We start from the raw sequence: 24,553 nt of genomic DNA on the forward strand, positions 1-24,553 counted from the left end.
GTTCGTCCTCCTGAGGACCGGGTGTTGTCACGATCCCACCAGTAATTGAACCTCCAGGTTGGCCGCCGCGACGCCGTGCTTCGCTACATACACCTCATCGGTCCAACCTTTGGTCCGGTTGCGATACGTCTGGGTGCCAAGGGCCGTTGTGTCCCATTCCATGACATCGCCGATGTCGACGTCATTGGCGGGCCCCAGTTCAAGCACTGTGTGGCCCTCCTCTTCCGAAACGTAGACACCCACCCTGGCGCTCTGTCGATTGATGGCTCTTACCTTGCCGGTGGTCTGCTTCATACCTGTCCTCTTTTCTTTTGACGGCAGGTTTGGCGCGGTCGGGCCGCGCCACACTTTTCACCTCAGCGCTTGGCTTCGGTATGCGGATTGGCCGAACGTTCCAGGAACGCTGCGGTAATCTGCGGCAGGTGATCGCGCAGCCATTCAGCCATGGCGATTTCCTGGGGCAGAATCTGCTCGCAAGCCCTTTGGGTTTCCACATCGCCGGCCACTTTCGCCGCCTCGATCAACACGGTGTAGGACGCGATCTCCAGGTTCTCGAAGACGTAGCCACTCATGGCGCCCTTGACCACTTCGTCACTCATCGCCATGCCGCCCATGGCTTGACCGAACGCCATCAGCTTGCCGGCCATGTCCTTGAGCATCGACGGGCTACCGCCCAAACGCTGGATGCACTGTTCCACCAACTTTTGCTGCCCGAGCGTCTCCTCGATGTGCTGTTCGATCCGGGCCTTGAGGACCGGGTAATGTTCCAGGCGCTCGGCCTGGGCCTTGAGCATTTTCTCCGCTTGCTGTTCCATGGCATGGGCATCGTTGAGCCAATCCAGCAGGTTCTCTTTAGGGGTTGCCATTGCGTTCTCCTTATCAGTGTCATTGGCGCACTGCAGTGCGAGAGCTTTGAGATAGCGCACATAAGGTGGATGTCCCACGCCCGCGGAAAGTTTGAAGAAACACCTGCGCAGGGCGACGAAAGGCGTGCGGCAAGCCCGCTGCTAACCTCAACGATTCCAGGCCAGCGGAGAACCCACATGCCCGACGATCTTCAGCGTGACCCCGTCGAACAACTGCAGCAGTACATGGCCGGGCGCCGTTTCCTGGTGCTGACCGGCGCGGGAATCAGCACCCCGTCCGGCATTCCCGACTACCGCGACAGCGACGGCGTGCGGCGGGGCAAGCAACCGATGATGTACCAGGAGTTCCTCGCCAAACCCGAGGCGCGACGGCGCTATTGGGCGCGAGCGATGCTGGGCTGGACACGCCTGCGTCAAGCCCGTCCGAACCAGGCCCACGAGGCCTTGGCGGCGTTGCAGGGACAGGCCCGCATCAGTGGCCTGATTACCCAGAATGTCGACGCCTTGCACGACCAGGCCGGGAGCCAAGGCGTCATCGAACTGCACGGCAGCCTGCACCGTGTGCTGTGCCTGGACTGCGGCCAGCGCAGCGAGCGACAGCAGATTCAACACTTGATGGAAGCTGAAAACCCTTACCTGGCGGGCGTCGATGCGGTGCAGGCACCCGACGGCGACACCCTGCTCGACCCGGCGTTCGAGGCGCGCTTCCAGGTGCCCCGTTGCCCCCATTGCGAGGGCGAACGCTTGAAGCCCGATGTGGTTTTCTTCGGTGAAAACGTCGCCGCCGCCACCGCGACCCGCGCCACCCTGGCGGTGGAACAGGCAGATGGGCTGTTGGTGGTGGGCTCATCGTTGATGGCGTATTCGGCGTTCCGCCTGTGCCGGGCAATCAAGGACCAGGGCAAGCCGCTGCTGGCGATCAACCGAGGCAAGACCCGGGCTGATGAGTTGCTGGACTTGAAGGTCGAAGTACCGTGCGAAGAACTGCTGCCACTGCTGATCTGATACCACGCAATACCCTCTGTGGGAGCGGGCTTGCTCGCGAAGGCGGTGGGTCAGTCGATATCTGCGTAGCTGACCCACCGCTTTCGCGAGCAAGCCCGCTCCCACAGGGATTGTGGTTACTTCGATATCAACCGTACGGGCAATTCCTGATCCCTCAGCGTATCGAACAGCGCCTGCGCCGCCGCCGACAGCTCATGCCCCGGCTTGGTCAGCACCCCGATGGCCCGTTCGATCACCGGATCGCTCAACGTGATGCAGCGGGCCCCCAGCTCATGCATCTGCCCGACACACAGGGCCGGCACGGCACTGACGCCCAGGCCGCTGGCGACCATCCGCCCGACGGTCGCCAGTTGATGGCTCTCGAACTCCACGGGCAGTTTCATACCTCGGGCCTGCAGATGCTCCTCCAGCATCACCCGAACGGTGGAGGGTCGTTGCAACGTGATGAATGGCTGCTCCAGCAAGGTTTCCCAGTGGATTTCGTCGCGCTGGGCAAGCGGCGAGTCCAGCGGCACCACCGCGACGAAGCGATCGAGATACAAGGGCGTGAACGCCAACGATGAACCCTGCATCGGTTCGAACGCCACGCCCAGTTCCACATGACGATCACGAACCATTTCCAGCACCTGTTCGTTGATCACGTCGTTGACCGTGACGTTGACATTCGGATAGCGGGCGCGGAAGGTCTTGAGGATCGGCGGCAGCAGGTTGCCGGCAAACGACGGCATCGCCGCCAACGTCACGCGACCGCGCTGCAAGGTGAAGCGCTGGCGCATTTCATCCTCGGCGTTGTCCCAGTCGGCCACCAGCCGGCGGGCCAGGGGCAGCAAGGACTCACCTTCGGGGGTCAGCGCCACGTTACGGGTGTTGCGGCTGAACAGGCGGCCACCGAGGCCTTCTTCCAGGGCCTTGATGGTCAGGCTCAGGGCCGACTGGGACAGGTGCAGCCGCTCGCAGGCCACGGCGAAGCTCAGGCTCTGGGCCACGGCGAGGAAGGCGCGGATTTGCTTGAGGGTCATGGTCGTTCTATGTCCGGTTACGTAGGAGTTGCCGAAGGCTGCGATCTTTTGATCTTTATCTTTCGCTTGAAACTTAAGTGTCTGGGAAAAGATCGCAGCCTCGTTGCACTCGGCAGCTCCTTCGGGGTAAGCACTATTGAGTTTTATCAATCAATCTAATCTAAAAATCAACTTAACAAATATATGACTTGGCGCAACACTGCATTCCATTGCGACCCCATCAAGAATAAAAGAGGTGTCTATGGCAGGTTTCGACAAACGCGTGAGCTCTTATGAGGAAGCGCTGGAAGGCTTGAAGGATGGCATGACTGTCATCGCCGGCGGCTTCGGCCTGTGCGGTATCCCGGAAAACCTGATCGCCGAGATCAAGCGCAAGGGCATCCGCGACCTCACCGTGGTGTCCAACAACTGCGGCGTCGACGGTTTCGGCCTCGGCGTGCTGCTGGAAGACCGGCAGATTCGCAAGGTGGTCGCCTCCTACGTCGGCGAAAACGCCCTGTTCGAGAAACAGCTGCTGAGCGGCGAAATCGAAGTCGTGCTCACCCCCCAAGGCACCCTCGCCGAAAAAATGCGCGCCGGTGGCGCAGGCATCCCGGCGTTCTTCACCGCCACCGGCGTCGGCACGCCCGTGGCCGAAGGCAAGGAAGTGCGTGAATTCCACGGCCGCCAGTACCTGATGGAAGAATCCATCACGGGCGACTTCGCCATCGTCAAAGGCTGGAAGGCCGACCATTTCGGCAATGTGATCTATCGCCACACCGCGCAGAACTTCAACCCGCTGGCCGCGACGGCGGGCAAGATCACCGTGGTGGAAGTCGAAGAAATCGTCGAACCCGGCGAGCTGGACCCGACGCAGATCCACACCCCTGGCATCTACGTCGACCGGGTCATTTGCGGCACGTTCGAAAAGCGCATCGAACAGCGCACCGTGCGTAAGTGATCCCCTGCCCCCGGCCCGAATGAAGGAATAACACCATGGCACTTTCCCGCGAACAAATGGCTCAACGCGTCGCCCGCGAAATGCAGGACGGCTACTACGTGAACCTGGGCATCGGCATTCCGACCCTCGTCGCCAATTACATTCCCGAAGGCATGGAAGTCATGCTGCAATCGGAAAACGGCCTGCTCGGCATGGGCGCGTTTCCCACCGAAGCCGAAGTCGATGCCGACATGATCAACGCCGGCAAGCAGACGGTCACTGCGCGCATTGGCGCGTCGATCTTCTCTTCGGCCGAATCGTTTGCCATGATCCGTGGCGGCCACATCGACCTGACCGTGCTGGGTGCGTTCGAGGTGGATGTCGAAGGCAACATCGCCTCGTGGATGATCCCCGGCAAACTGGTCAAGGGCATGGGCGGCGCGATGGACCTGGTGGCCGGTGCCGAGAACATCATCGTCACCATGACCCATGCGTCCAAGGACGGCGAGTCGAAACTGCTGCCCCGTTGCAGCCTGCCGTTGACCGGTGCCGGTTGCATCAAGCGCGTGCTGACCGACCTCGCCTACCTGGAAATCCAGGACGGCGCCTTCATCCTGAAAGAACGTGCCCCGGGCGTCAGCGTCGAGGAAATCGTCGCCAAGACCGCCGGCAAATTGATCGTGCCGGACCACGTCCCTGAAATGCAGTTCGCTGCCCAGTGAGGAGAGATTCGATGCAAGAAGTCGTGATTGTCGCCGCCACCCGTACCGCCATCGGCAGCTTCCAGGGTTCGCTGGCTGCCATTCCCGCACCGGAACTCGGTGCCGCGGTGATTCGTCGCCTGCTGGAACAGACCGGTTTGTCCGGCGAACAGGTCGATGAAGTGATTCTTGGCCAGGTGCTGACCGCAGGTTCCGGACAGAACCCGGCACGCCAGGCATCGATCCTCGCCGGCCTGCCCCATGCGGTGCCGGCACTGACCCTGAACAAAGTCTGCGGCTCAGGCCTCAAGGCGTTGCACCTGGGCGCCCAGGCGATCCGCTGTGGCGACGCCGAGGTGATCATCGCCGGCGGCATGGAGAACATGAGCCTGGCCCCCTACGTCCTGCCGGCCGCTCGCACCGGCCTGCGCATGGGTCACGCGAAGATGATCGACAGCATGATCACCGACGGCTTGTGGGATGCCTTCAACGATTACCACATGGGCATCACCGCCGAGAACCTGGTGGACAAGTACGGCATCAGCCGCGAAGAGCAGGACGCCTTCGCCGCCGCGTCCCAGCAGAAGGCGGTCGCCGCCATCGAAGGTGGGCGATTCGCCGACGAGATCACGCCGATCCTGATTCCCCAGCGCAAAGGCGATCCCGTGGCGTTCGCCGCGGATGAACAACCGCGCGCCGGTACCACCGCCGAATCCCTGGGCAAGCTCAAGCCTGCCTTCAAGAAGGACGGCAGCGTTACGGCGGGCAATGCCTCCTCGCTCAACGATGGCGCCGCCGCGGTGATCCTGATGAGCGCGGAAAAAGCCAAGGCCCTGGGCTTGCCAGTGCTGGCGAAAATCAGTGCCTACGCCAATGCCGGCGTCGACCCGGCCATCATGGGCATTGGCCCGGTCTCGGCCACCCGTCGCTGCCTGGACAAGGCCGGCTGGTCCTTGGACCAGTTGGACCTGATCGAAGCCAACGAAGCCTTTGCCGCTCAATCGCTGGCCGTGGCCCGGGAACTGAAATGGGACATGGACAAGGTCAACGTCAACGGCGGCGCCATCGCCTTGGGCCACCCTATCGGCGCCTCGGGGTGCCGGGTCCTGGTGTCGCTGCTGCATGAAATGATCAAGCGCGACGCCAAGAAAGGCCTCGCGACCCTGTGCATCGGCGGCGGCCAAGGCGTGGCCCTGGCGCTGGAACGGGCGTAACCGACACGGGTTCAACAGGGGTTGTGCGGACCCACGAATATCCGCGTAGCCACTGGCACCACCCCCGGCGCGACCTCGGTTGCGCCGGTTTTTTTGCCTTATTTTAATCTGTATGGCTGCTGCCGCCATCGCGAGCAAGCTCGGCTCCCACAGTGGACTTGTGGTGTCAGCCATATCTGCATTCACCACAAAACCCTGTGGGAGCCGAGCTTGCTCGCGATGACAGCGGCACAGTCAATACTGATGCAAGCTGACCCACCGCTTTCGCGAGCAAGCCCGCTCCCACAGTGGACTTGTGGTGCCAGCGATATCTGCACCCACCACAAAACCCTGTGGGAGCCGAGCTTGCTCGCGATGGCGGCGGTACATTCAGCATTCCGGTGACAGGCACACCGCTTTCGCGAGCAAGCCCGCTCCCACAGTGGACTTATGGTGCCAGCCATATCTGCGTTCACCACAAAACCCTGTGGGAGCCGAGCTTGCTCGCGATGACGGCGGCACAGTCAATACTGATGCAAGCTGACCCACCGCCTTCGCGAGCAGGCTCGCTCCCACAATGGACTTGTGGTGCCAGCGATATCTGCACCCACCACAAAACCCTGTGGGAGCCGAGCTTGCTCGCGATGGCGGCGGTACATTCAGCATTCCCGTGACAGGCACACCGCTTTCGCGAGCAAGCCCGCTCCCACAGTGGACTTGTGGTGCCAGCCATATCTGCATTCAACACAAAACTCTGTGGGAGCCGGGCTTGCTCGCGATGGCGGCGGTACATTCAGCATTCCCGTGACAGGCACACCGCTTTCGCGAGCAAGCCCGCTCCCACAGTGGACTTATGGTGCCAGCAATACCTGCATTCACCACAAAACCCTGTGGGAGCCGGGCTTGCTCGCGATGGCGGCGGTACATTCAGCATTCCTGTGACAGGCACACCGCTTTCGCGAGCAAGCTCGCTCCCACAGTGGATTTGAGCGGTACGCAATGTCTGTGTTGCTCGGTATCTGCCAGGCCACTACCCTTTCGCCTTGATCGCATACATGCCACCGGCAATCACCAGACACGCCCCCACCACCGTCCAGGTGTCTGGCAGTTCGCCGAATATCAACAGGCCAATCAGCGTGGCAAACACCAGCAGCGTGTAGTTGAACGGCTGGAGCGTGGCCGCGGTTGCATACTTCAGCGCCTGGAGAAATAACAGCTGGGCCACCACGCCTGTCGCGGACAGTACCGCAATCAGGCCCCATTGCGTCGGGCTCGGCGCCACCCATCCAGGAAGACCTACCGAAGTGATGGTGATCGCGCCGAAGAAGCCCATGTACAGCATGTTCGTGGCGAACGAATCATGCTGGCTGATCCGACGCGTCAGCACACTGAAGACCGCGAAACCCAAGGCAGACGCCAGCGGAATCAGCGCTACAAGCTCGAAGACACCGGTGCCAGGCCGAAGGATGACCAGCGTCCCCGCGAAGCCCACGGCGGCGGCAACCCATCGACGCACGCCGATGAACTCACCCAGGAACCCTCCAGCCAACGCCAGTGTCATCAAAGGGAACACCGCATACAGGGCATGCATCTCCGCCAGTCCCAAATAGCGCAGCCCCCATCCAAACAGCACGATTTCACCCACCCCTATCAACGCACGGATGACCTGCAGGTAAGGATGGCCGCTTCGGCACGCAGTCCGCAGGCTGCCCTGATAGACGCTATAACCCACAGCAAAAGCCAGGAACGCCCAATAGCGCACCATCACCAACTGCGCGACGGGAAGGTCTTTGACCAGCACCTTGGTGATCCCGTCCTGGCTGGCAAACACCAGCATGGAGAGCAGGCACAGGAGAATGCCGAACTGGGGCCTGGGAACGTCATACGCTCGTGCAGCGCTGTCCAACTGATTGCTCATGGATCATTCCATCTGGAGGAGAATTGCTGCTTCGTGACGCCAGGCATCATCCATGCCCGGCACGCCATTCGCGTCATCGTAAGCCTGGGCCCGGTTGTCAGGCGAGCTCAGACTCGAGCGCGATCAACGGCGCAAGGGCAACCTTGAGCACATCGATTTTATCGGCGGACAAACGCGCCAAGGGCCGACGCGGATTCCCCGCCCCATAACCGCTGATCTCGGCAGCGGCGTAGACCGACTGCACATAGTCACCCTGCCAGATCAACGACATCACCGGCTCGATCGACCGCCAAACCTCCCGGGCACGTGCCCAGTCCTGTTTCATGGCAGCCTCCACCACGGCAACGCAAGCGCGCGGGGCCATGTTCGCCCCGCCCCAGATCAAGCCCGCGGCACCGGCGAAGAGCGCGTAGGGCACCAGCGCATCGGCGCCATTCATCGTCGGCAGCCCCGTGCGGATCAGCGAGGCTTGGGCGGCAAGGTCACCACTGCTGTCCTTGACCGAGACGAAGTGGGGTATCTCGCTCAGCCGGCGAAACAGCGACGGGGTCACTTCTACGCCCACCGCCTGGGGCACGTTGTAGCCTATGATCGGCACCCCGACCTCAGACACCGTCGAGTAGAAATCGACGATGCCCTGGTCGTCGGTCGGGCCTTCGAAAAACGGTGGCAACACCATGACGCCGTCGGCGCCACATTCAGCGGCATGACGGGTGCGCTGCACCAGTTCGTCCGCCAACAAGGCAGAGGTTTGCACAATAACGCGAGCACGCCCCTTGAGGACCTTGGCGCCGAAGGCCACCAATTGCCGGGACTCTTCCTGGCTCAGGTAGACATGCATGCCGGTCCCCGAGCTCAGGACAAAACCCTGTACGCCAGCAGCCAGATAGCGCTCGAGCAACGTCTCGAAGCGTGGATAGTCAATCTTGCCTTGGGCATCGAACGGCGTGGTCACGGCCAGGTTGAGGCCGGAAAAAGCGAATGCGGACATTGGATCGTGCCCTTTCTTGCTTTCCTGATCGGACGCACCGACAGCCCTTCCCGGGCTGTTTGCACGCAGTAGTGGCAACACATATCGTCGCAGGGAAATCAGCTCACCGATTTAAGTGGAATCTGGGCCTGGAGGCGCGTCAGCATGGTTTCGCAGTACCAATCATCGAACTGGCATACGCCATTTTCCGCAATGTCCGAAAAGGGTCCCGGCTCATAAGTCGGCGATGTCACACCGGCCTGCGTGCCTTCTACCAAACGACGGTCTTGATCGTTGGTGGCCAGCCAGACCTTCGTCAGCCGGTCAATCTCATAGTCCACACCTTCAACGGCAGTATTGGGCACCAGCCACTTGGTCGTCACCAGCGTTTCGCCGGGGCCGATCGGAAGCACCCGGAAGCTCAAGGCGTGATCGCCGAGAAAGTGGTTCCAGGTAGACGGGTAGTTGAAGTAGAGCAAGGCGCCAATATCCGGCTCGCCGCTTTTATCCAGGCGTCCCGCGACAGCCGGTTTACCATCCATGGTGTAACTCACGGCGCCTGCGGACAGTGGAATGCGTGTCATACGAAAACGGCCATTCGGATCCATGACCAGCTTGCTGGGCATACCCGCGATTTCGCAGCGATTCCAGTGTGCAGTCAGTTCCGGATCATCTTCGCCCCCGACCCCGGCCACCGAAAGGTTCTCGACAAAAGAATTCATCAACTCGGGATGCGTACCGTCACAATGGAAACACTCGCGATTGTTTTCAAATACGAGCTTCCAGTTGCCCTTTTCGATGAGGTTTGACTCGAAAGCCACCTTGCAATTATCGAGGAAATGAGGGGCTATGAAAGGACTTACAGAGTGCCTGAAACTTCCGAACTCAGGCGCCTCGTCAGCGACGCAGACATAAATGTAGGTATGAACAATTTCACAATGAACAGGTTTCAGATTGTATTGCGTCCTGTCGAAATCGGCGCCCATATTACCGGCAAACAAAAGGCTGCCATCCAGTTCAAACGTCCACTTATGATAAGGGCAGACGAGTTTCGCAACTTTACCTTGGGCGTACTCGCAAACTTTAGAGCCACGATGACGACAGGCATTATGAAAAGCCCGGACCTGGCCACTTTTATCCCTGATGATCAAGACGGGATAGTCGCCAATCTGCAAGGTCAAGTATTGCCCGGGCTTTTCAAGCTCAAAAGTATGCCCGGCAAAAATCCAGTCCTTGTGCCAGATCTGCTCAAGATCCTGACGAAAAACCTCAGGTTCAATATACAGTTCACGGGGAAGCGCGTGGCGCGCCTTACGCTTTTCGATCAGGTCGATCACGGATGCCTTGGTATTCATTATTACCCTCTTCACCTCAACCTGACGGTTAATGGCAAGTACGCCCAGAAAACGGTGTCATGGCCAACGGATCCTGTGCGCTGAAATGTCCAACGCCGCCGTTGAATTAATATTTTTCAACCATGTTTAATACGAAGGGTACGGTAGCCTGCCCAGCCGGCAAAACTACATTTTCGTTGCTCAACTGATAACTTAGCGTTATGACCCAGTGAATTCAGAAAATACCGTGCTGACCATCGCTACCGACCGAGAAGACTTGAAGGAAGCGGGGGAATTTATACGCTCCACCTGGAAAACTTCGAAAGAATCCAGTCGCGCACTCTCCGACAGGCATCTTCGTATTCAGTCCTTTCATTGCAGGCCACGTAATGAAGGCTGTTTCGAAGCGTCACTTGATGCTCGACAGGGCGAACGAGCTGCCCTCGCTCGACCATTGCCCCGACCAGCTGGTTCCAGCCCAGTGCGACGCCTTGATGGGTCAGGACCATGTTCATGATCAGGTTGTAATCATTGGCATGAAAAATAGGCGGACAGTCGGAAGGACGCTCATCGATATCAACGTTCAGAAAAGCCAGCCATACCCCCCAATCCACATGTTCAGCCACGCCCGACCGTCCATAGGGACTCAGGTTGAGCAGCGAAGAATCGCGCACCCCTTCCAGCGAGGTCAGTTCGGGATGCGCGTCCAAAAACGCCGGAGAGCAAACTGGATAAATAATATCGTGGCACAACTGATGACTCTTGTACCCGTCTCCCACTTTGCGAATTTTTGAAATGATGATGTCCGGTTCTATGCCCGGCTCCATATTCACAAAGTTCTGAGTGGTAATCAGGTTGAACTCAATATCCGGGTTAATCGCACGAAACTCCGGAAGATGCTCTGACAGCCACAATGCAGAAAAGGCCGGTGAGCAACAAACCGTCAGGATATGTTTCTGCGTCGGCGCGGTACGAATCCTTTCAGCCGCCTGTGCGATATTAACGAAGGACAGTTGTGCCGCCTCAAAAAAAATCTTTCCCTCGGCGGTTAGTTCTACGGTGCGCCCGGCACGCATGAACAGTTGAGCGCCCAAAGAGTCCTCCAGTTCTCGAATCTGCCGACTGATCGCGGCTTGCGATACGCACAGCGCCTCCGCTGCCCGCGTGAAGCTTTCATATTTAGCGGCGGCGACAAATGCTCTGACAGCCCGAAGGGAAGGCATTCTAAGCAGCAATGTATCAGGGTCTACGTGTCTGCTGAGCATGGTAAGCCCTCATCCTCCTGTCATCCGCGGAAGCGGCGGAGCCTAACTCAATAGCCTAGTCCAGGCCATACCAACGCGTCGTGATTGGACCAAGGCGGTCGTTTCGGCGGGTCTGGATAACGTTAGGTTATCCATAAAGCCCTGTAAATGTTGTTGGATTTAAAATCCGGATACTTATAGATTGAAAAAAAGCCCGAGCCCAAGGGCAAACAATAAAAAACAGGTGCATGTCATGCGCAGATCCATCTTTTATTACTGCCCGCCTAAATTACCAACGTTCGAATTCAATTCGATTTCGTGCGCTTGTAGCGTTATACGCAAAGGAGGGACGCAATGACGAGTCCAGACGAAATCATTTCAGTTAAGAATGTTTTTAAGATATTTGGCGCACACCCCGACGCGGCGATGAAAATGCTCGCCGCAGGGGCCAGTAAAAAAGATGTCTTTGAGAAAACAGGTCAAGTGATTGGTGTTTTCGACGCCAGCTTTGCGGTTAAGCGCGGTGAAATCTTTGTGATCATGGGGCTCTCGGGATCCGGGAAGTCGACGATGGTGCGATTGTTCAACCGCCTCATCGAGCCCACGTCAGGCAGCATTTATCTGAACGGCCGCGAAATTACCGGGTTGGCTGATAAAGCTCTTCTGGATGTTCGCCGCAAAGAGATGGGCATGGTGTTCCAATCCTTTGCCTTGATGCCGCACATGAGCGTTCTGGAAAACACTGCCTTTGGCCTGGAAATTTCCGGTATCAGTGAAAAGGAGCGGCATAGCCGCGCCAGGGAAGCCCTCAGCCAAGTCGGTCTTGCCGGACAGGAGCACAGTTATCCGCATCAACTTTCCGGCGGCATGCAACAACGGGTAGGCCTGGCCCGCGCGCTGGCCAACGACCCGACCATCCTGCTGATGGATGAAGCCTTTTCCGCCCTGGACCCGCTTATCCGCAGCGAGATGCAGGGAGAGCTCATCCGCCTGCAGGCAGAACAGAAGCGCACCATCATCTTCATTTCCCATGACATTGAGGAAGCCGTTCGCATCGGTCACCGCATCGCGATCATGGAGGGCGGTCAGGTGGTACAGATCGGCACGCCTCAAGAGCTGATCAGTCAACCGGCCAACGACTATATCCGCACCTTCTTCAAAGGCTTCGACAGCTCACGGATCCTCAAGGCAGGCGACGTGGCCAGGCTCGATCCGGAATGGGTTCGCAAGCTGAACGGCCAAGCGCCACAGTTCAAGGCCGGCCTACCGTTCGGTTACTTGATCGATGAAGGCGGGCAATTGCTCGGGGTCGTGGATATCGATACCAGTGGCGCAGGTGGCAGCACGCATTACACCCAGCACCAACAGCATCCCGTCTTTACCGATACCCCCCTGCACGAAGTACTGGAAATCGCAGCCAACCTGCCCTACCCGGTCCCTGTACTCGACCGTTCGGGCGCCCTCACCGGGACGCTATCAAAGAGCGAGTTACTGCAAACGCTGAGCCGCCATTAATACAGGCGCGCCCCTCTACGCTGGCGCGTCCCTGACCTGAAGTACCTGCGGCCTTCATACGCCGCTGCGGTGATGATGAAGAGGTAAACCCTGATGTCCGAGTTCAGTTTTCTCGACCCGTTTCAAGTCCTCACTATTCCATTGGGTGACTGGGTGGAAAGCACCCTCAATTTCCTGGTACACAACTTTCGCGATGTGTTCCGCGCCATCCGCTGGCCGATTGACCAAGTACTGAACGGCGTCGAATACACGTTGCAGAGCATCCCACCCAGCATCGGGATCATTCTGTCTTCCTTGCTGGGATGGCAGCTGGCCGGTAAACGCATGGCTCTGCTGTGTTTTGTGACGCTCACCCTGCTGGGCCTTATCGGTGTCTGGTCCGAGTCGATGACCACGCTGGCGCTGGTACTGACTTCAGTATTCTTTTGCGCCTTGCTAGGCATCCCCCTGGGTATTCTCTGCGCCCGTAGCGACAACCTGGAAAGGATCTTGCGGCCCGTACTCGATGCCATGCAGACACTGCCGGCGTTCGTTTACCTCGTCCCTGTCGTCATGCTGTTCGGCATCGGCAACGTGCCGGGCATCCTGGTGACCATTGTCTTCGCACTCCCCCCTCTGGTGCGCCTGACGAACCTGGGCATCCGCCAGGTCCCGGAGGACAAGATAGAAGCGGCCCGCGCGTTCGGCTGCACGCCGCGGCAGATGCTGACCCGCGTCCAGTTGCCCTTGGCGACGCCCACCATCATGGCTGGGCTCAACCAGACCCTGATGCTTTCGCTGTCGATGGTGGTGATCGCTTCGATGATCTCGGTGGGCGGCCTTGGCCAAATGGTCCTGCGCGGCATCGGCCGCCTGGACATGGGCTTGGCCACGGTCGGCGGGACTGGCCTGGTGCTGCTCGCCATCTTCCTTGACCGCCTGACCCAAGCCATGGGCGCACGCACCGGAGCCGACCCAAGCCTGCGCTGGTATCACACCGGTCCTGTCGGCTTTGTTCTGCGCTTGTTCGGGGCGAAACAACCGGTGGGAAGGAGCAAGACAGCTTAAACCCTCGTATTCGATCTGCCGCACACGAAGATAAAACCAAAAAGGTACGCGAAGATGTCTGAATTCAAGCTTTCCCGTAGCATTCTCAACTGCGCTGCAGTCCTTTCCATCGCGGCGATGTCGCTTTGCGCAAACGCTTCGGCCAACCAACCGGGCGACGGTGTAAAGATCACTCCTATCTTCCCCTCTATCGCTGAAGAACGATTCCGCGGCGAAGTGGCGATGGAAGGCCTCCGAGAGCTGGGTTACAAAGTGCAGGAACCCAAGGAGACCGAGTACGGCGTCATGATGATGGCCCTGGGCAGTGGTGATGCGGACTTTACGGTGCACTTGTGGGACAAATTGCACGATAAGTTCTATCAGCAGGCCGGGGGCGACAAGACCATGGTCAAGGCGGGCGACATCATGCCCGGCGTGCTCCAAGGTTACTTGATCGACAAGAAGACCGCTGAAGCTCATAACATCAAGTACATCACTGACTTGAAAAAACCGGAAATCGCCAAACTGTTCGACACCGACGGCGACGGCAAGGCAGACATGACGGGATGCAACCCTGGATGGGGCTGCGAGCTGATTATCTCCCATCATATGAAAGCCTATGGCCTGGATAAAACGGTCACCGTCAACCAGGGCTCCTATTTCGCACTGATGGCTGACACCATTACGCGTTATAAGGAAGGGCAACCGATTCTCTACTTCACTTGGGTTCCACAATGGATTGCCAATGTGTTGGTCGAAGACAAGGATGTGGTCTGGCTGGAAGTACCAAAAACCGACCTGCCTGATGGCAAGAATGATGTCGACACGATGTACAAGGGCAAGAATCTCGGTTTTGCAGTCGATAAGGTCGAGGCCGTGTTGAACAAAGACTTCGCCGATAAGAATCCAGCGGCGTTGAAGTTCCTTTCGGTGATGCAAATTACCACCGCTGACGAAAGCGCCCAGAACTTGAAAATGCAACAGGGCGAGAAAAAGCCTGCTGATATCCGCCGTCATGCCAAGGAGTGGGTTGCCGCCCATCGGCAGCAATTTGATGCCTGGTTGCAAACGGCTCGCGCTGCGGCGACACAAGCCAGCAAATAATAAGCATATCGAGGTGGGGCACGTCGATGACGGCCCCGGCCTTTAATAGCATTGCGTTCGTAGCCGCACTTCGCCTCAAACATAGTTAATTGAACTGCAAAGTTTTAACACTTACGTGGATTCTCAGCTCACGTGAAGTTATCGAGCACCCTTTTTTTGTATGACTGGCATCGGCTCGGTTGAATGGACAGGATCTTGAAATGTTAAAAGTATCTTCATTGCCTGCCGATGATCAATCTTGCGGGTGGTACCACTTGAGCAAGGGGCGCCAAATCAAGCCCGCCCATCAAGGCCATGGCAGCGCACGCTGGGCCATTGTCGGTGCTGGCTTCACCGGGCTTGCCGCCGCCCGTCAGCTCGCGACTCATTTCCCCGACGATCAGATCGTGTTGATTGACGCCCAGGAAGTGGGATTTGGCACTTCCGGTCGTAATGCAGGGTTCGCTATCGACCTGCCCCATGACATCGCCGCCGAGGATTACATTGGCGATATCGCCACGGCGAAGACCACACTGAAACTTAACCTGAGTGGCCTGAATTATTTAAAAGAATTAGTTGAACGCCACGGCATCGATTGCCAAATGAAACATTGTGGTAAATATCAGGCAGCCGTTGAACCACGGGGCATCGCCGTCCTGGAGGCCTACCGTCGCGGGCTCGATAAACTCGATCAGCCCTACCAGATGATTGAGGCTGGCGAACTGCCCGAACATATCGGCACGCATTTTTACCGCAAGGCCTTATTTACGCCGGGGACGTCTTTGCTTCAGCCCTCGGCGCTGGTCAAAGGTTTGGCCGACAGCCTTCCCAGCAACGTGATGCTATACGAAAACACTGCGATCACCCATGTGGAATACGGCACCAAGACGGTACTCACGCACGCCGCGGGCTCAATCACCGCGGACAAACTGATCCTGACCAATAATGCCTTTGGCATGAGTTTCGGCTTCCTGAAGGGCCGCATGCTGCCGGTGTTCACCTATGCCAGCCTGACCCGGCCCATGACCGAGCAAGAACAAGCTCGTCTTGGTGGCCGGCCTTATTGGGGTGTCATTCCTGCGGATCCATTCGGCACCACGGTACGTCGCACACCGGACAATCGTCTTTTGATCCGTAACAGTTTCAGCTTCAACCCGGACGGCCGCAGCGATGCAAAATACTTGAAACGTTTTGTCGCCCGGCACCAGGCCTCTTTCGAACAACGCTTTCCCATGCTGCCTGAAATGAACTTCGACTATACCTGGGGCGGCGCACTGGCTCTTTCACGTAACCATATGGGTTATTTCGGTGAACTTTCACCCAACGTCTATGGAGCTCTGTGCTGCAACGGATTAGGCGTTACCCGCGGGACGGCGACCGGCAAACTCTTGGCTGATTGGCTGGCTGGAGAACAATCCGAGCTCATTGATTTTGTCTTGAAATCACCCGGCCCCTGTCCTAACCCACCCGCGCCGCTGGTTTCAGCAGGGGTCAATATAAGTTTGCGCTGGGGGCAATATCGCGCGGGTAAAGAAAGTTAAACATATCGAAGAAACTTGAAGACGTTGGAGCTGCTCGCTCGATCTTCTGCGAGCGGTTCTCTTGGTTAAAAAAGGCTGCGCTGACTAGCTAGCGCCGCTTGATAGGCAGTGACACTAACTGGAGCGAGATGAATGAAATTTGAAGGCATTTACACACCGGCCGTTACGCCGCTGACCGCTGACGGCAGTATCGATAAGACCGCCTTCGCCGAAGTCCTGGAGTATCTGGTCGACGCCAAGGTCCACGGCATCATTATCGGCGGCTCGACCGGCGAATATTACGCACACACTGCCCAGGAGCGTTTCGACCTGGCCGCCCAGGCCAAGGACGTATTGCGCGGTCGTCTGCCGCTGATCGTCGGTACCGGCGCCATCCGCACTGAAGACTCGGTCGCCTACGCCGAAGCGGCGAAGGCCATCAAGGCCGATGCGTTGTTGGTGGGCTCGCCACCCTATGCACTGCCGACGCAAAAAGAGATCGCCCTGCATGTCAAGGCGGTGGACCGCGCCGCCGGTCTGCCCATCATGCTTTACAACTATCCAGGCCGCATGGGCGTGAGCATGGGCGAGGAGTTCTTCGACGAAGTCAGCGATGTGAAAAACATCGTCGCCATCAAGGAAAGCTCCGGTGACATGGCGCAGATGCACCGTTTGGCCTGCAAGTACCCGCACATCGCCCTGTCGTGCGGTTGGGACGATCAAGCCCTGGAGTTTTTCGCCTGGGGCGCCCGCAGTTGGGTGTGTGCCGGTTCCAACTTCATTCCCCGCGAACACGTCGCGTTGTACGAGGCCTGCGTGGTGGGAAAGGACTTCGACAAAGGCCGACGCATCATGGCGGCGATGATGCCGCTGATGGACTTCCTGGAAGGCGGAAAATTCGTCCAGTCCATCAAGTACGGCTGTGAACTGAACGGCTTGCGCACCGGTGGCCTGCGCGCCCCCCTGCACGGCCTGGACCCTGAGGAAAAGCAGGCGCTGCAAGGCGTCGTCACCGAGCTCAAGCGCAACATCGCGCAGATCACTGGAGGTGCCTGAAATGGCTGATTTACTGAGCAAAGAACAGTACGCGGCCATCGCCGCCCAGTTGAAATTTCCTACCCAAGCGTTCATCAACGGCGAGTTCCGTGATGCCCTCTCTGGAAAAACCTTCATCACGACGAACCCGGCCACGGGTGAACAGCTTGCCGAGATCGCGGCGTGCGATAGCCGTGACGTCGACGTTGCCGTAGCCGCCGCCAAGCAAGCCTTCGAGGATGGTCGCTGGCATAAGCTGTCGCCCGGCGCACGTAAGCAGGTGCTCCTGCGTTTCGCCCAATTGCTGGAAGACAACGCCCACGAACTCGCCGTGCTGGAAAGCCTGGACAGCGGCAAGCCGGTCAGCGAATGCCAGAACGTCGATGTGCCCGACACGATCCATACCCTGCGCTGGCATGCGGAGTTGATCGACAAGGTGTACGACAGCACCGCGCCGACCGGCCACGGTGCCGTTACCTTGGTGGTGCGCGAAGCGATCGGCGTCGTCGGCCTGGTCCTGCCGTGGAACTTCCCACTGTTGATGCTGGCCTGGAAAATCGGTCCATCCTTGGCCGCAGGCTGTTCCATCGTGGTCAAGCCGGCCAAGGAAACCACCCTGACCGCGCTGCGTGTGGCCGAGCTGGCCCATCAGGCCGGTATTCCAGCAGGCGTATTTAACATTACCCCGGGCGGCGGCCGCGAGGCTGGCGAGGCAATCGGTCGGCACATGGATGTGGCGATGGTCAGCTTCACCGGTTCGACCGACACGGGCCGGTTGTTCCTCAAGTACGCGTCCGAGTCGAACCTCAAGCGCGTCGTGCTGGAACTGGGGGGTAAAAACCCCGCCGTGGTGATGAATGACTGCGAAGACCTCGATCAGGTGGCCCAGTATGTGACCGCCGGCGCGTTCTGGAACATGGGCGAGAACTGCTCGGCCTCCTCGCGGCTGATAGTCCATGAAGACGTCAAGGATGAGCTGCTGCAACTGATCGGCAAGCATCTGCGCGACTGGAAAATGGGTGACCCGCTCGATCCTGAAAATCGCCTCGGCGCCATGATCAGCAAAACCCATTTCGACAAAGTACGTTCGTATCTGGAATACGCAGCCGAGCACAAACTCAATGTGATGCAAGGGGGCGAGACCGAGTCCGGCGTGTTCGTGCAGCCGACCATCATCGATGGCGTCGAACGTGACAGTCGCCTGTTTATCGAGGAGATCTTCGGGCCGGTCCTCAGCGTCACCAGCTTCAGCACGATCGACGAAGCCATCGAGCTGGCCAACGACACGGTCTACGGCCTGGCGGCCTCCGCCTATACCGGCAGCCTGCGCAATGCCTTGCGCCTGTCGCGGGAGATTCGGGCGGGCGTGGTCACGGTCAACTGTTTCGGTGAAGGCGACGCTTCCACGCCGTTCGGCGGCTACAAGGAGTCTGGCTTTGGTGGTCGCGACAAATCGGTCTGGGCACACGACCAGTACACCGAGCTGAAAACCATCTGGATAGATGCTTCGTAACCTGTTCGAGATCGCGATTTTGTGGCGGCTGTACTGGCTTCATCGCGAGCAAGCTCGCTCCCACATTCCTCCGGCGTACACATGACCCTGTGGGAGCGAGCTTGCTCGCGATGAGGCCGGCACAGCGGGCAATACCTCAAGCAGACTGAACACTGGACGCCATCATGACCCCTTCACCTTTTTCGATTCCAGCCAATGCTCGGCGCATCGACCCGGCCAGGCAGCGCGCAACCGCATTAAAAAAAGATGGCTCCGTCAATGACAACGACCGCGTCGAAATAGGCCCCACTCCCCTGGCGTTCGCGGAGTGGGAGCGTTTGGGCCTGGAGCCGCCCCATTTGCCCACCCTGCGTACCTATCGATTGCAACGACTGGTTGATCAGTTGGTCGCCCGTGACCTGGGCGGCATTCTGTTATTCGATCCGCTGAATATCCGCTACGCGACCGACACCACCAACATGCAGTTATGGACGGCCCATAACCCCGCGCGGGCCTGCTTCGTCGCCGCCAGTGGGCACGTCGTGTTGTGGGACTTCCATGGCTGCGATCACCTTTCCGCCCATTTGCCGCTGATTACAGAATTGCGCAGCGGCGCGTCTTTTTTCTTTTTCGAGACCGGCGAGCACACCGATCGACACGCCAGGCATTTCGCCGCGCAAATCGACGAATTGCTGCGCCAACACGCCGGAGCCAACCGACGCCTTGCGGTAGACCGAATCGAAGTCGCCGGCGTGCGCGCATTGGATGCCCTCGCGATCGAGATGTGCAGCGGCCAGGAAGTCACCGAATTCGCGCGCATGATCAAAGGCCCGGATGAAATCAAGGCGATGCGCTGCGCGGTGGCCGCGTGCGAAGCCTCAGTGGCCGAAATGCACCAGGCGATGCGCGCCGGTGCGACCGAAAACGACGTCTGGGCCGCCCTGCATTCCGGCAATATCCGCCGTGGTGGCGAATGGATCGAGACGCGCATCCTCAGTTCCGGTCCTCGCACCAACCCCTGGTTCCAGGAGTCTGGCCCACGGGTGTTGAGCGACGGCGACCTGTTGTCGTTCGACACCGATCTGATCGGCACCTACGGCATGTGCGTGGACATGTCCCGCAGTTGGATTTGTGGAGAACTGGAACCTACGGCCGAACAGAAACGCCTGTATCGAATTGCCCATGACCATATCGTCCATAACACCGAGTTGATCAAGCCGGGCGTGCGCTTCACGGAACTGACCGCCAAGGCCCATCGGCTGCCCGAGTCCTGCCGCGCTCAACGCTATGGTGTGCTTTATCACGGCGTCGGCCTGTGCGACGAATACCCGAGCATTCGCTATCCAGAGGACCTGGAGTCCTACGGATACGAGGGCGAGCTGCAAGCGGGGATGGCCCTGTGTGTCGAGGCGTATGTGGGTGAAGTGGGTGGCCGCGATGGCATCAAGTTGGAGAACCAATTACTGGTCACTGAAACCGGCTATGAGTTGTTGACGCATTACCCCTTCGACGACAGCTTTCTACACATATGAAGCTTGATTGATGAGCCATTTAATTGAAGGCCATAAACCATCAAGCATCGGTTTTCTCTTGCTTGAGAACTTTTCCCTTACGTGCTTCACGCAATGCCTGGACGTGCTCGTGACGGCCAATCTGATCCGGCCAGGCTCGGTAAAAGTGCATACATTCAGTCGAAACGACTCCGAAGTCGTCAGCGACCTGGCCATCCCCATCAGGCCGGATACCCCCCTGACCGACATCAGGATCGCCGCCCTGGATCTGATGATTGTCTGCGGAGGGTTGCGCACGCCTAGAGTCGTGCCTGATGGGTTGGTGAAACTATTGAACAAACTCGCCAGCATGCCCATCGCGCTCGGTGGGTTATGGAATGGCGCCTGGTATCTGGGCAAGGCCGGGCTGCTGGATGGCTACCGCTGTGCCGTTCACGCAGAACAACGGATCGCGTTATCCGAATTTTCGCCTAACACGAACGTCACGTTGGACGCCGTGGTATTCGATCGAGACCGGCTCACGGCGGCGAGTCCCGCGGGCGCTTTTCAGATGATGATGAAGTGGCTTTACAAAGCGCTTGATCAGAACGTCGCGAACGCGGTTTTTGACCTGTTGGATCATGACCAATCCAGGTTTCGGACTTCAGTACAGGTGCAAGACGGCAAGGTCAGCGCCCCGCTACGAGAAATCATCACCTTGATGGAGAGTAACCTGGAGGAACCGCTGGGCCCGGATCAACTTGCCGAGTGTGTTCAATTATCAAGACGTCAGGTGCAACGACTTTTCCAGGAACAATTGGGCGTCCCTCCCCAGCGCTATTACCTGGAACTGCGACTTAAAGGCGCCCAACACCTGATACAGAATTCACGCTTGGCGATCATCGATGTTTCAATTGCCTGCGGCTTTGTCTCAACCCCGCATTTCAGTAAATGCTACAGCGCCTTTTTTGGTTACCCCCCGTCGAGGGAACGTCGCCACGAACTATGAGCGCTGCCTGGGTACGCATCGCATTCCCGGACCGTCACCGCCTCCGCGTAGACGGTGAGCGGATGTCGATGGAGCTCAAACGTGCAGAACCTACATCAACTCATGGCGGGCGACTTCGATAGGCTGTAGATGGGCAGTGTCGCAATCCTTGCACAGCCGACGGGCGATGCTGTGGCGCCGCGTGTCTTTTTCTAAAAGCTCGACCGCCATGAACGCTTCGATACCCGCCCCACCTTCAACTTTTTCAATAAAACTCAGAATGGCCTTTTTCATGAACCAATGGGCGGTGCGATCCAACTTAGCCGACGCGGACTTCAGCCTGGCCCGCGTCTCTTCGTCCAACTTGATGCCCTGTGTGGTCACCGCCATATCTCTTCCTCTCAATCATTACCCGAGTTCATCGCTTCTTATAACGAGGCATTAGTGCATCAAGCCCCACAGGGCCAGTAGTGGAGCATCTCTCGACTTCATTGCATGGACACAGGAGGGCGGGTTGAAAACCAAACCTCCCGCGCCAGGACTCCACCACCCCACCGCCTCCCTATACCACTCGCCCGGCGACAGAACGAGATAGAACTCGGCAGGCGGGTGTTGGTGATAGGGGTAGCAGGTTTCGGGCAGCATGAGCGCCAACCCCAAGGTCAGGGTGGAACATTCAAATAACCCTCCGGGGCCGGCGATCATCCCGTGGCGATGCCGCTCCACAAAAGCGCTGTCCTGGTCGGCCCGGGCCTGGCGATTCATCCAGGTGACATGGGGCAAGAGCGTGCCTAACGCACCCCGTATCGACAGCAGGTCATCATCGGTCCTGGGCGCAGCTTCAAGTGCCTCGGATAAGTGGGACGCCAAAAAGCCTGGCAGTGCATTTGAAGCTTGCGCAGCCGTCCTGATCGTCCATTGGGCCGACTTCAGGGACGCGACATGCGCTTGCGCCTCATCGCAGCCGCTGCCCGACAGGATGTTTTGAAGCGAACACCTGAGCGAGTCGCCGCTGCGGAGAATGTCCTGACCCCACGCTGGATTTTCAGTGCTATTCATCATCGTTTCGATCCCATTTCCCGAGTGACGTATCGGAGCGGCTTACAGACAACTCAGTTGTTCCAGCAGGTCAACGGGAACACTGATCCCATCATTCTGCGCGGTGACCGTTGAATGTTGCCGTTCCCATCCCGGCCTGTGGACGCCCATCTGCGCCAGGCGGGTCAGTTGACTTGAGAGCCGCAGCTCGAATCCCGCCGAAAAGAAATCCGGCGCCAACAGCTGGATCAACAGGCCACAGCCAGGCGTCTGGTTTCCCTGGTTGAAGTCCGGCGCATCCAGCGACCAGTTGGCGCCCGTGAGCCCCGCCGCCAGAACCTCGACCATGAGCATCAGGTTGGCCCCACGGTGACCGCCAAAAGGCAGCAGCGCACCGCCCAGCGCCGCCAGGGCATTACGTGTGCCGTTGCCCTCCTGGTCCACCGCCCAACCCTTGGGAATATCGTTGCCCGTCGAAGCGGCGTGGGCGATGTTCACGAATGCCGCGGCACTGCAGGCCTGGTCGAACAACAAGGGGATGCCATCGGCCGAGGGCGCGGCAAACGAGAGCGGGTTGGTCGAGTAGGTCTTGCCCTTGGCGCCAGGAACGGCCACCAGCGCCGGTCCGTTTGCGACCGCCAAGGCAATCAGCCCGGCCTGGGCAAACCGCAGCGTGTAGTCGCCCAACTCACCGCTGGTAAAACTGTTGCATTGGCTCAACGTGGCCATGCCATTGGCGTGCGCGGCATGGCACAGCGAATCGAAACAGCGATCGACCCCCAACTGGGCAATTCCGCCTTGGGCATCGGATTTAAAGATCATCGCGCCAGCGCGGGAGATACTTGGCTCGGCACGTGGATCGATGCGTCCGGAGGAAAAGCCCGACAAGTAATCGGCAAGATGCCGGAACCCCACGGCCTGGTTACCGCGCGCTTGCGCAGCCACGGTGGCGTGGGCCAATGAGAGGGCAACCGCGGCTGAGCAGCCCTTCGCTGCGCAGAGGTGCTTCACCCAGCCGACCGCTTCATCCAGGGTAAAGCGACGGTAAGCGGTGGTCTTCAAGGGGATCGCCTGAATGTTCGTTCGATGCAGCCGATGCCCCTCACAAAGGGCATCGGACGGCAACACAACTATTGGATGACGGCCATTACTGAGCCGGTGTCGCGAAAGCGGTCTGGCTGCCGAACATCGCCTCGAAGCGCGGCTTGTTGGCGGCGTAATACTCCGCAACGACCTTGTCCGCCGAACTGTCACGAGCGGTCGCCATCAACTTCTCGAGGTCGGCCTTGGGGATCTTGAAGTTGGCGAAGAACCGGGCGACCTCGGGATGTTCGGCGCTGAAGCCTTTGCGAGCCACCGCGTGAATCTGCTCGGCGCCGCCGAAAATCTGCTTCGGATCGTCCAGGTAGCGCAGCGGCCACTTGGCGAACATCCAGTGCGGGCTCCAGGCGTTGATCAAGGCCCATTTGTCACGCTTGAGGTTGCGATCCAGCTCGCTCAACATGCCGGACTCCGAAGAGGCGACCATCTTGTAGCCCTCGAGCTTGTATTCCTTGATGGCCTTTTCCGTGAGTTTGTATTGGCCATTGCCCACTTCCGAGGTCAGGATCTTGCCGCCGAGTTTTTCCCGTACTTCAGGCTTGTTCAGGTCTTCGACACTGGCAATCTCGCTGGTGGGAATGGACGTTGGCACCGCCATGCCGATCCGACCTTCATACAACACGCCAAGGTCTTCGAGCTTGTCCTGGTATTTGTCGTAGAACGCCTTGTGAGTGCTCGGCAGCCAGACCATCGGGATCAGGTCGATATTGCCGTTGGCCAAGGCCTGGAACTGAATGCCAATATCGGCGAGCACCAATTTGACCGGTTGCTTCAAGTGGTCGCGCAATGCGGTATCCGCCAGCTTTACGGCAATTTCCGTATCCGACCAATTCACCCATCCGATGCGGATAGGCGTGGCTTCCTCGGCGTGGGTCATCAGGCTGCTGGCGGCCATCGCCAGGCCGGCAAACCAGCCGATACACGTCTTACTGGACAACGTCATCATGGTGCATCTCCGCGTACTGTATTAATAGTTATTGGCAGGGCAGCAGAAGAATTAACGTTCCCTCATCAGAGCAGAGTGCTATCACCCTCCTCAAGGGATTTAATGTTATGCATGGATAAGTTTTAGTTATGGGAACAGCTCATGTATTTC

General features: G+C 58.7%; 23 protein-coding genes. 12 read left to right on the top strand and 11 right to left on the bottom strand.

Going from position 1 to position 24,553, the window contains the following annotated elements:
• Window positions 1-27: 27 nt before the first annotated feature.
• Together J3P88_RS20235 and J3P88_RS20240 are read right to left on the bottom strand one after the other, a co-directional pair.
• Window positions 28-294, bottom strand: a complete 267-nt coding sequence (locus tag J3P88_RS20235) for a hypothetical protein (RefSeq protein WP_434571230.1) — start codon at window positions 292-294, stop codon at window positions 28-30.
• Window positions 295-356: 62 nt separating this feature from the next.
• Window positions 357-866 (bottom strand): ferritin-like domain-containing protein, encoded by a 510-nt coding sequence (locus J3P88_RS20240; protein WP_186710509.1) that lies wholly within the window; start codon window positions 864-866, stop codon window positions 357-359.
• A 177-nt stretch (window positions 867-1,043) separates the two neighbouring features.
• Here J3P88_RS20240 and J3P88_RS20245 point away from each other — a divergent pair, with 177 nt between their 5' ends.
• Window positions 1,044-1,871, top strand: coding sequence for an NAD-dependent protein deacetylase (locus J3P88_RS20245; RefSeq protein WP_434571232.1), 828 nt, complete (start codon window positions 1,044-1,046; stop codon window positions 1,869-1,871).
• Window positions 1,872-1,987: 116 nt separating this feature from the next.
• On the opposite strand, the gene J3P88_RS20250 is transcribed toward J3P88_RS20245, so the two are convergent.
• Complete coding sequence (locus J3P88_RS20250; RefSeq protein ID WP_434571234.1) at window positions 1,988-2,890, bottom strand: LysR substrate-binding domain-containing protein; 903 nt, start codon at window positions 2,888-2,890, stop codon at window positions 1,988-1,990.
• 241 nt (window positions 2,891-3,131) lie between these two features.
• On the opposite strand from J3P88_RS20250, the gene J3P88_RS20255 reads away from it, so the two are divergent.
• From J3P88_RS20255 to J3P88_RS20265, 3 genes are read left to right on the top strand one after another with little or no spacing between them, the layout of a single operon-like run.
• Window positions 3,132-3,830, top strand: a complete 699-nt coding sequence (locus J3P88_RS20255; RefSeq protein WP_003200117.1) for a CoA transferase subunit A — start codon at window positions 3,132-3,134, stop codon at window positions 3,828-3,830.
• A gap of 35 nt (window positions 3,831-3,865) precedes the next feature.
• Window positions 3,866-4,531, top strand: a complete 666-nt coding sequence (locus J3P88_RS20260; RefSeq protein ID WP_003180355.1) for a CoA transferase subunit B — start codon at window positions 3,866-3,868, stop codon at window positions 4,529-4,531.
• 11 nt (window positions 4,532-4,542) lie between these two features.
• Window positions 4,543-5,724, top strand: a complete 1,182-nt coding sequence (locus tag J3P88_RS20265) for an acetyl-CoA C-acetyltransferase (RefSeq protein WP_434571236.1) — start codon at window positions 4,543-4,545, stop codon at window positions 5,722-5,724.
• A gap of 1,009 nt (window positions 5,725-6,733) precedes the next feature.
• Here J3P88_RS20265 and J3P88_RS20270 read toward each other — a convergent pair.
• From J3P88_RS20270 to J3P88_RS20285, 4 genes are all read right to left on the bottom strand, one after another.
• Window positions 6,734-7,621, bottom strand: a complete 888-nt coding sequence (locus J3P88_RS20270; RefSeq protein ID WP_434571238.1) for a DMT family transporter — start codon at window positions 7,619-7,621, stop codon at window positions 6,734-6,736.
• Window positions 7,622-7,718: 97 nt separating this feature from the next.
• Entirely contained in the window at window positions 7,719-8,612 is an 894-nt protein-coding gene (locus tag J3P88_RS20275) for a dihydrodipicolinate synthase family protein (protein WP_434571240.1), read from the bottom strand.
• A 98-nt stretch (window positions 8,613-8,710) separates the two neighbouring features.
• Entirely contained in the window at window positions 8,711-9,946 is a 1,236-nt protein-coding gene (locus tag J3P88_RS20280) for an aromatic ring-hydroxylating oxygenase subunit alpha (RefSeq protein ID WP_434571241.1), read from the bottom strand.
• A gap of 275 nt (window positions 9,947-10,221) precedes the next feature.
• Window positions 10,222-11,190 carry a LysR family transcriptional regulator gene (locus J3P88_RS20285; protein ID WP_434571243.1) on the bottom strand — a complete coding sequence of 323 codons (969 nt, stop codon included), beginning with the start codon at window positions 11,188-11,190 and terminating at the stop codon, window positions 10,222-10,224.
• Window positions 11,191-11,523: 333 nt separating this feature from the next.
• Between J3P88_RS20285 and proV the strand changes: the two genes are divergently transcribed.
• From proV to J3P88_RS20325, 8 genes are all read left to right on the top strand, one after another.
• Window positions 11,524-12,684, top strand: a complete 1,161-nt coding sequence (gene proV, locus J3P88_RS20290) for a glycine betaine/L-proline ABC transporter ATP-binding protein ProV (RefSeq protein ID WP_434571245.1) — start codon at window positions 11,524-11,526, stop codon at window positions 12,682-12,684.
• A gap of 93 nt (window positions 12,685-12,777) precedes the next feature.
• Window positions 12,778-13,731 (top strand): glycine betaine/L-proline ABC transporter permease ProW, encoded by a 954-nt coding sequence (gene proW / locus J3P88_RS20295; protein WP_250963964.1) that lies wholly within the window; start codon window positions 12,778-12,780, stop codon window positions 13,729-13,731.
• Window positions 13,732-13,785: 54 nt separating this feature from the next.
• Window positions 13,786-14,814 (top strand): glycine betaine/L-proline ABC transporter substrate-binding protein ProX, encoded by a 1,029-nt coding sequence (gene proX, locus J3P88_RS20300; RefSeq protein WP_186728272.1) that lies wholly within the window; start codon window positions 13,786-13,788, stop codon window positions 14,812-14,814.
• Between the two features lie 200 nt (window positions 14,815-15,014).
• The gene (locus J3P88_RS20305) at window positions 15,015-16,334 is read left to right on the top strand and encodes an NAD(P)/FAD-dependent oxidoreductase (RefSeq protein WP_434571248.1); all 1,320 of its coding nucleotides are present in this window, start codon (window positions 15,015-15,017) and stop codon (window positions 16,332-16,334) included.
• 132 nt (window positions 16,335-16,466) lie between these two features.
• Window positions 16,467-17,369, top strand: coding sequence for a dihydrodipicolinate synthase family protein (locus J3P88_RS20310; protein ID WP_434571250.1), 903 nt, complete (start codon window positions 16,467-16,469; stop codon window positions 17,367-17,369).
• A gap of 1 nt (window position 17,370) precedes the next feature.
• The gene (locus J3P88_RS20315) at window positions 17,371-18,861 is read left to right on the top strand and encodes an aldehyde dehydrogenase (protein WP_434571252.1); all 1,491 of its coding nucleotides are present in this window, start codon (window positions 17,371-17,373) and stop codon (window positions 18,859-18,861) included.
• A gap of 164 nt (window positions 18,862-19,025) precedes the next feature.
• Entirely contained in the window at window positions 19,026-20,372 is a 1,347-nt protein-coding gene (gene dddP / locus J3P88_RS20320; RefSeq protein ID WP_434571254.1) for a dimethylsulfonioproprionate lyase DddP, read from the top strand.
• 10 nt (window positions 20,373-20,382) lie between these two features.
• Window positions 20,383-21,339 (top strand): GlxA family transcriptional regulator, encoded by a 957-nt coding sequence (locus tag J3P88_RS20325; protein WP_434571256.1) that lies wholly within the window; start codon window positions 20,383-20,385, stop codon window positions 21,337-21,339.
• 90 nt (window positions 21,340-21,429) lie between these two features.
• On the opposite strand, the gene J3P88_RS20330 is transcribed toward J3P88_RS20325, so the two are convergent.
• The 4 genes from J3P88_RS20330 to J3P88_RS20345 form a co-directional block, all read right to left on the bottom strand.
• Complete coding sequence (locus J3P88_RS20330; RefSeq protein ID WP_186708361.1) at window positions 21,430-21,708, bottom strand: transcriptional regulator; 279 nt, start codon at window positions 21,706-21,708, stop codon at window positions 21,430-21,432.
• 51 nt (window positions 21,709-21,759) lie between these two features.
• On the bottom strand, window positions 21,760-22,380 hold the full coding sequence (locus tag J3P88_RS20335) for a dimethylsulfonioproprionate lyase family protein (protein ID WP_434571258.1): 621 nt from the start codon (window positions 22,378-22,380) through the stop codon (window positions 21,760-21,762).
• A 39-nt stretch (window positions 22,381-22,419) separates the two neighbouring features.
• Window positions 22,420-23,418, bottom strand: coding sequence for an Ldh family oxidoreductase (locus tag J3P88_RS20340; protein ID WP_434571260.1), 999 nt, complete (start codon window positions 23,416-23,418; stop codon window positions 22,420-22,422).
• An 85-nt stretch (window positions 23,419-23,503) separates the two neighbouring features.
• Window positions 23,504-24,403, bottom strand: a complete 900-nt coding sequence (locus tag J3P88_RS20345) for a glycine betaine ABC transporter substrate-binding protein (RefSeq protein WP_434571262.1) — start codon at window positions 24,401-24,403, stop codon at window positions 23,504-23,506.
• Between the last annotated feature and the right edge of the window lie 150 nt (window positions 24,404-24,553).

Source organism: Pseudomonas sp. Z3-6, from assembly GCF_051131985.1.
Lineage (GTDB): Bacteria > Pseudomonadota > Gammaproteobacteria > Pseudomonadales > Pseudomonadaceae > Aquipseudomonas > Aquipseudomonas zanjanensis.

Bases quoted from the DNA above. Each gene is read 5' to 3' on its own strand.
- J3P88_RS20235 (WP_434571230.1), bottom strand. From the start codon at position 294: ATGAAGCAGACCACCGGCAAGGTAAGAGCCATCAATCGACAGAGCGCC.
- J3P88_RS20240 (WP_186710509.1), bottom strand. From the start codon at position 866: ATGGCAACCCCTAAAGAGAACCTGCTGGATTGGCTCAACGATGCCCAT.
- J3P88_RS20245 (WP_434571232.1), top strand. From the start codon at position 1,044: ATGCCCGACGATCTTCAGCGTGACCCCGTCGAACAACTGCAGCAGTAC.
- J3P88_RS20250 (WP_434571234.1), bottom strand. From the start codon at position 2,890: ATGACCCTCAAGCAAATCCGCGCCTTCCTCGCCGTGGCCCAGAGCCTG.
- J3P88_RS20255 (WP_003200117.1), top strand. From the start codon at position 3,132: ATGGCAGGTTTCGACAAACGCGTGAGCTCTTATGAGGAAGCGCTGGAA.
- J3P88_RS20260 (WP_003180355.1), top strand. From the start codon at position 3,866: ATGGCACTTTCCCGCGAACAAATGGCTCAACGCGTCGCCCGCGAAATG.
- J3P88_RS20265 (WP_434571236.1), top strand. From the start codon at position 4,543: ATGCAAGAAGTCGTGATTGTCGCCGCCACCCGTACCGCCATCGGCAGC.
- J3P88_RS20270 (WP_434571238.1), bottom strand. From the start codon at position 7,621: ATGAGCAATCAGTTGGACAGCGCTGCACGAGCGTATGACGTTCCCAGG.
- J3P88_RS20275 (WP_434571240.1), bottom strand. From the start codon at position 8,612: ATGTCCGCATTCGCTTTTTCCGGCCTCAACCTGGCCGTGACCACGCCG.
- J3P88_RS20280 (WP_434571241.1), bottom strand. From the start codon at position 9,946: ATGAATACCAAGGCATCCGTGATCGACCTGATCGAAAAGCGTAAGGCG.
- J3P88_RS20285 (WP_434571243.1), bottom strand. From the start codon at position 11,190: ATGCTCAGCAGACACGTAGACCCTGATACATTGCTGCTTAGAATGCCT.
- proV (WP_434571245.1), top strand. From the start codon at position 11,524: ATGACGAGTCCAGACGAAATCATTTCAGTTAAGAATGTTTTTAAGATA.
- proW (WP_250963964.1), top strand. From the start codon at position 12,778: ATGTCCGAGTTCAGTTTTCTCGACCCGTTTCAAGTCCTCACTATTCCA.
- proX (WP_186728272.1), top strand. From the start codon at position 13,786: ATGTCTGAATTCAAGCTTTCCCGTAGCATTCTCAACTGCGCTGCAGTC.
- J3P88_RS20305 (WP_434571248.1), top strand. From the start codon at position 15,015: ATGTTAAAAGTATCTTCATTGCCTGCCGATGATCAATCTTGCGGGTGG.
- J3P88_RS20310 (WP_434571250.1), top strand. From the start codon at position 16,467: ATGAAATTTGAAGGCATTTACACACCGGCCGTTACGCCGCTGACCGCT.
- J3P88_RS20315 (WP_434571252.1), top strand. From the start codon at position 17,371: ATGGCTGATTTACTGAGCAAAGAACAGTACGCGGCCATCGCCGCCCAG.
- dddP (WP_434571254.1), top strand. From the start codon at position 19,026: ATGACCCCTTCACCTTTTTCGATTCCAGCCAATGCTCGGCGCATCGAC.
- J3P88_RS20325 (WP_434571256.1), top strand. From the start codon at position 20,383: ATGAGCCATTTAATTGAAGGCCATAAACCATCAAGCATCGGTTTTCTC.
- J3P88_RS20330 (WP_186708361.1), bottom strand. From the start codon at position 21,708: ATGGCGGTGACCACACAGGGCATCAAGTTGGACGAAGAGACGCGGGCC.
- J3P88_RS20335 (WP_434571258.1), bottom strand. From the start codon at position 22,380: ATGATGAATAGCACTGAAAATCCAGCGTGGGGTCAGGACATTCTCCGC.
- J3P88_RS20345 (WP_434571262.1), bottom strand. From the start codon at position 24,403: ATGATGACGTTGTCCAGTAAGACGTGTATCGGCTGGTTTGCCGGCCTG.